Raw genomic sequence first — 5,585 nt, 5'->3', positions numbered from 1 at the left:
TTTTTTGAACTAATTTTATGTTTCATGATCTGATCATCTAAGCAATAACAAGGATGATTAGAATGACTTATATAGAACCAACCCTCTGGGCACAAAAGCAATTTGGTCAAGCTCACCTCAATGACCCAAGACGTACTCAAAGACTCGTTGCCCTAGCTGCCTCTCTGGCCGAGCAACCTGGCGTACCGGTCTCGAAACTCATCATCTCCCCTGCAGATATGGAAGGGGCTTATCGCTTTATCCGTAATGAGCAAATCAAAGCAGAAGATATCGCTGAAGCGGGCTTTCATGTCACAGCGCAAGAGGCTTTAGAACAACAAACACTTCTTGCATTAGAAGATACGACTTCTCTAAGTTACTCCCATCGCAGCATACAAGATGAACTTGGGCACTCCAATCAAGGCAATCGAAATCGGGCTATGTTCATACACTCGACCTTACTTTTTGCTCCCGAAACTCAAGTGGTTGTTGGCTTAATTGAACAACAACGCTGGACTCGAGATATTGAAAAGCGTGGACAAGGACACCAGTACGCCACTCGACCATACAAAGAGAAAGAAAGCTATAAATGGGAGCAAGCTTCTCGCCATGTCGCAGAGCGACTTGGCGAGAAAATCTCAGATGTTATTTCTGTGTGCGATAGAGAAGCCGACCTATTTGAATACCTCACTTACAAGCAAGAGCAACAACAGCGATTCCTCGTTCGCTCAATGCAAAGTCGCTGTATAAAAGAGCATGATAATCGTCTTTATGACTACGCTTCCAAGCTGCAATCAGCAGGAGAAAGAGTGCTCGACATACCGCAAAAAGGCGGCCGTAAAGCTCGCACGGTTCACCTAGACATCAAATATGCCCCCGTGACACTCAAATCTCCCGCGAAGAAAAAAGAGTTCAATAACATTTCGCTTTACTACGTGGGATGCATAGAGCAAGGAGAGAGTAACGATAAGCTCGCATGGCACTTACTGACCTCAGAGCCAGTAACGAGCAGGGAAGAGGCACTTAAAATCGTCAGTTATTATGAGCTGCGTTGGCTAATTGAAGATTTTCATAAAGTCTGGAAAAGTGAAGGCACTCAAGTCGAGCAATTGAGAATGCAAAGCAAAGATAACTTAGAAAGGCTCAGCGTTATTCTGGCTTTTATCGCGACTCGGTTGCTCCAGTTGAGATTTATGAATGAATCAGATGAGTTATCTAAGAGCAGTTGTGAGCCGATATTAAAAGGCAAAGCATGGAAGCTAATGTGGCTAAAGCTAGAAAGAAAAGGGCTACCGAAGGAAGCTCCGGACATATCATGGGCTTACAGAGGTATTGCTCGATTAGGGGGTTGGAAGAATACAAAGCGAACGGGTCGTGCTTCTATAAAGACATTATGGCAAGGATGGTTTAGGTTACAAACCATCCTTGAAGGGTATGAACTGGCTAAGTCTCTTGATTCACCAGACTTGTGATCAAGAGACAGTTGAGCCGTTTGTTAGCTGCCTGACGATAAAGCCTAAATTAATAGTGATAACGGCAAGAAATAATCGTGATAGCACTATCATCAACCGCATAAACTAACCTATTCGCATCATCTATTCGTCGCGACCAAAAACCAGATAAGTTTTCTTTTAGTGGCTCAGGTTTACCTATGCCCTCGAAAGGAGAACGTTTAACATCCGTGATGAGTTTATTTATACGTTTAAGTGTTTTCTTGTCTTGCGTCTGCCAATAAACATAATCATTCCAAGATTCATCAGTCCAAGATAATAAACGACTACTCATCGATTAAATCTCTTTGGCTCACCTTACCCGCTTTAAATTGAGCAATTGAACGGTGTAAGTGCTCAGCATTTGCCGGAGAACGAAGTAAATGAACCGTTTCCATTAAGCTATTGTAATAATCCAGTGACATAACAACGGCATCTTCAGAGTCACGACGTGTGATCACGGTTGTATCTGCGTCATTAACCACAGCATCCAAAACGCTCTTCAAGCTATTTCTAGCTTCGGTAAAAGATACAATTCTCATAAAACCTCCACATGTACGTTTAATGAGACAAGTATATGACTAAAAAACCAACTTGTACAGCTAATGGAACATGCGAACTTGTAAGCAGCTAACGCCCGCTTAAGTGGTGAGCAACGCGGCCACGACACTCAATTATTACACCGTAAACACCTTAATCAATGCAAACAAAAACCGCCAAGCGTTGCGAATCCGTCTTGAAGCGTTTGTTAGTTGAATTCTTCCACTGACCTACATTTAGGGAAAGAGGAGCAACCCCAAAACTGTTTACCTTTATTTTCGCCACGCTTTGTTTCACGCACCACCATTTCAGAGCCACAACGTGAACATTGCTTTATGTTTTCTTTTGAAGCGACCAGCTCTTTAACATGTTGCCTATGCTTTAAATCTGTAACTATGCCTTTCTTTAGCTTAACTTCATTGATTGCTGCGATAATTTGAGCGTACTCAGTCTCTGAAAATACTGGCTGTATGAACTGCTTAATGTAATCCAAGCAACCTCGTGCGTAAGTAACATTGTTAGGCATCTCAGTTTTAAACATACTATCACCAATAAAAACGATGACCGAGTGCAGCTTAGATGAATCTATGCCCAACAATGATTCAAGGGTTTTAATATGTTTATAATTCTGATGAAGAGGGTTCTGAAATTTAGAAGTATGCCGATAGATTTTTTGAGTCCATTGTTTTTGACTTATTGAGCCAAAGATCCACCCTTTCATGTTTTTCGTTTCAACAACAAAAATACCGAACTTAGATACAACAACATGGTCGATTTGTGTTGTGCCATCTTCTGTGGGTAAGGTTACATCTTGTACTAACGTGTAGTCTGACTCAGGTAACTGTGACAGCAGTCTGTTTACCAAGAACTCCCCGAACATACCTTTAAACCATCGGCTCTTGAATATCGAAACGAAAAGTAACAGAGGTATGATGTACCAAACTTGAGCTAAAGCACCTGATAGTAATCCTAATATATCCACGAAACGTCCTTATTCAACTAACGCCCGCTTAAGGGGCAGCCAACGCTACTACTGACTTTCCGCATAACACCATAATCACAAAAACCAACGCATAGTAAAAATGCCACGCGTTGGCTGTCCCTCTTGAAGCGTTTGTTATGCCGCTAGCTGAAGCGTGAAGCCAGCTTCTTATAAACAGCGTCTTTATCTCGTTTACCAACAGCGAGTACATAAACGACAACTTCATTATCGATGACTTCATAAGCCAAACGATAACCAGATGTACGAAGTTTGATTTTGTAAACAGAATCATAACCTCGTAATTTTGATGATGGGACGTGGGGGTTTTCTAGCCTTTCTTTGAGTTTCTTTTTAAATTGACTCTGAATCGTTGGCGCTAGCTTACTCCACTCCTTTTGGGCTGCAGGCAAAAACTTTAACTTATAAGTCATCAATATTGATTTCCACAGCTTGCGACAAATCACCACGACGACTATCTACTATTTGGGAAAGCTCATAATCATCAAGCATATCCATCAGATACTCGTAAGTTTCAGCCGGTACAAGGTAAGCTGCGGGTTTGTTGTGGTTAAGGATCGCAATAGCTGAACCATCAGCCTCGTTCAAAAGAGCAGTTGGATTTTTCTTTAACTCTGAAATACTGGCAGAGCAATTCGCTAGTACCTGTCTCATAACTTCACCATATAAGCATTAAAATCAGACCTAATTTTAGACCTTAATTTAAGTAATTGCTAGAGGTTTACAAAAGAGGCATAACGCCCGGCTAAGGGGTTGACAACGCACCACCGAACTCAAAAAACACACTGTAAACACTGAGCTTCAATTTTGTACTAAAGCCGCCACGCGTTAGCAATCCCTCTTGAGCCGTTTGTTATGCTTGTGCTCAAGTAAACTGCAAAACTAGACAACCAATTAATGCGGGTAAACCTGCAATAAAGAGAACCAAGCCTGTTTGGTAGTTAGCTCGATAATGCTCAACTTGCTCTTCTTCAAAATCATGTCCCTTTACCATTTTGTATACTTTATCGGTAACCGGATCATCTAATCGTGTCGTTTTGCTGTGTATACCACCTTCCCACATTAACTTTGCTAAAAGCCAAATAACAATCACGACAAAAAACAAAAAATCAGCTGGCCGCGTTGTAGCAAAAAGAGGAACATAATTAGATAAAGCGAAAACAATCAAAAAGGCCACTATATTGATTAAAAAGACTTTCCTCATCAATTCGGTCAATTTTTACTCCTAGAGCATAACGCCCGGTTAAGGGGCAGCCAACGCCATTACCAAGCTTCCGCATAACACCGTAACCACAAAAACCAACGCATGATAAAAATGCCGCGCGTTGGCTGTCCCTCTTGAACCGTTTGTTATGTTTAAGCTTCAATGACTTACGTTTTACCTAAACCAAGATTAACCCAGCATTGACTCACAAACAAAAGCCAAAACCCAGAAAACTGAAACGACTCATAGATTTGAAAAACAGACTTCGAATTTTGGCAATTCAAGCCCAAAAACTTGTGGTTAAAATACTGATTGAGCCAGCCGCCCTAACCTCGCGATTACCCGAAAATTGATTGAGGCAATTCTCTGAATTTCCAGCGCCAAAGAATAATTGTCCGGAAAACAGCGCCCGCTGAAGCCAACTTGCCGACAAACACAAAACCAACAAGCCGAGGGAGCAAAGAAAAGATGCAACCAACTGATTTTTGGTGATTAAACATAACGCCCGCCTAAGGGGCTGGCAACGCATTACCACTAAACTCAAACACAACAACCGAAACCACCGCGGCTCAATGGGACTGGAAACGCCACGCGTTGACAGTCCCTCTTGAGGCGTTTGTTAGCCGAAATTTGACGGTATATCCTCTGATTCAAGTTCTCTATTTATCAAATGGAACTGAAAATTTCGGACATTGTTTTTTTCCCGCAGACCTTCGATCATTTGCTGAAGAGTTCGACCTGACTTATCGTAACCAATAATAGTATTGACAGCTTTTAGCTTTGATAAGAACGGCGTTGAATTAGGATATTGAATTAGCTGTGCTTGAATATTTGCCAAAACGCCTCCAGGAACGATATCCCAGCAAACTACTAACATATTGATTGCATTGTTTAGTTGCTTTGCAAGTGGATCCCATTTTTTAGAAGAGGAACCTCCAGAACCACCTCCTCCTTCTCCGCTTGTCACTAGAGGATTAAATAATGGTAAAGGGGACAATTGAGTAAGTTTTAAAAAATCATCTGCGGCATGAGAACCACAGTAAAAAGTTCCTCTATCACTTGGATTACTACGAGCTACATAATCAAAACAGTAATAACTGTCCGTAAGAGTATCGCTAGTACAACTCAATTTTGTCTGTCCATTTAGCAGCTTCACATGAGCCACTGGATGAATATTATAATTCTTAACAATTCGTTGACGGCTTTCTGTTCCGCGGCATTTCATAGATTAAAACTCTTTCAATACGACATACTGGACAATACACATATCAAGTATCAAAGTTCAACTTTTTCGGCTAACGCCCGGCTAAGGGGTTGACAACGCACCGCCGAACTCAAAAAAACACACCGTAACCCCTGAACTTCAATTTTG

At 41.5% G+C, this 5,585-nt stretch carries 8 protein-coding genes; 1 reads left to right on the top strand and 7 read right to left on the bottom strand.

Annotated features, from left to right (window positions below; all coding sequences use genetic code 11):
• Positions 1-62: 62 nt before the first annotated feature.
• Positions 63-1,451 carry an IS4-like element ISVa18 family transposase gene (locus DD616_RS16640; protein WP_088731728.1) on the top strand — a complete coding sequence of 463 codons (1,389 nt, stop codon included), beginning with the start codon at positions 63-65 and terminating at the stop codon, positions 1,449-1,451.
• A 49-nt stretch (positions 1,452-1,500) separates the two neighbouring features.
• On the opposite strand, the gene DD616_RS16635 is transcribed toward DD616_RS16640, so the two are convergent.
• From DD616_RS16635 to DD616_RS16600, 7 genes are all read right to left on the bottom strand, one after another.
• Positions 1,501-1,764: a Txe/YoeB family addiction module toxin gene (locus DD616_RS16635; RefSeq protein WP_019281448.1), complete on the bottom strand. Its 264-nt coding sequence runs from the start codon at positions 1,762-1,764 to the stop codon at positions 1,501-1,503.
• Positions 1,757-2,011 (bottom strand): type II toxin-antitoxin system Phd/YefM family antitoxin, encoded by a 255-nt coding sequence (locus DD616_RS16630; protein WP_009836585.1) that lies wholly within the window; start codon positions 2,009-2,011, stop codon positions 1,757-1,759. Before DD616_RS16630 ends, DD616_RS16635 begins: the two co-directional genes overlap by 8 nt.
• A gap of 206 nt (positions 2,012-2,217) precedes the next feature.
• Positions 2,218-2,991 carry an NERD domain-containing protein gene (locus DD616_RS16625; RefSeq protein WP_094165418.1) on the bottom strand — a complete coding sequence of 258 codons (774 nt, stop codon included), beginning with the start codon at positions 2,989-2,991 and terminating at the stop codon, positions 2,218-2,220.
• A 143-nt stretch (positions 2,992-3,134) separates the two neighbouring features.
• Positions 3,135-3,422, bottom strand: a complete 288-nt coding sequence (locus DD616_RS16615; RefSeq protein ID WP_000221356.1) for a type II toxin-antitoxin system RelE family toxin — start codon at positions 3,420-3,422, stop codon at positions 3,135-3,137.
• A complete protein-coding gene (locus tag DD616_RS16610; protein WP_001250181.1) occupies positions 3,412-3,663 on the bottom strand; it encodes a type II toxin-antitoxin system Phd/YefM family antitoxin in 252 nt (83 codons plus the stop codon). Before DD616_RS16610 ends, DD616_RS16615 begins: the two co-directional genes overlap by 11 nt.
• A 211-nt stretch (positions 3,664-3,874) precedes the next feature.
• Positions 3,875-4,213, bottom strand: a complete 339-nt coding sequence (locus tag DD616_RS16605; RefSeq protein ID WP_370685859.1) for a hypothetical protein — start codon at positions 4,211-4,213, stop codon at positions 3,875-3,877.
• A 619-nt stretch (positions 4,214-4,832) separates the two neighbouring features.
• Complete coding sequence (locus DD616_RS16600) at positions 4,833-5,438, bottom strand: UCP028583 family protein (RefSeq protein WP_077460230.1); 606 nt, start codon at positions 5,436-5,438, stop codon at positions 4,833-4,835.
• Between the last annotated feature and the right edge of the window lie 147 nt (positions 5,439-5,585).

Source organism: Vibrio anguillarum, from assembly GCF_003390515.1.
Taxonomy (GTDB): domain Bacteria; phylum Pseudomonadota; class Gammaproteobacteria; order Enterobacterales; family Vibrionaceae; genus Vibrio; species Vibrio anguillarum.
The sequence above is the reverse complement of the archived record's forward strand: the minus strand, read 5'-3'. Positions and strand labels throughout refer to the sequence as shown.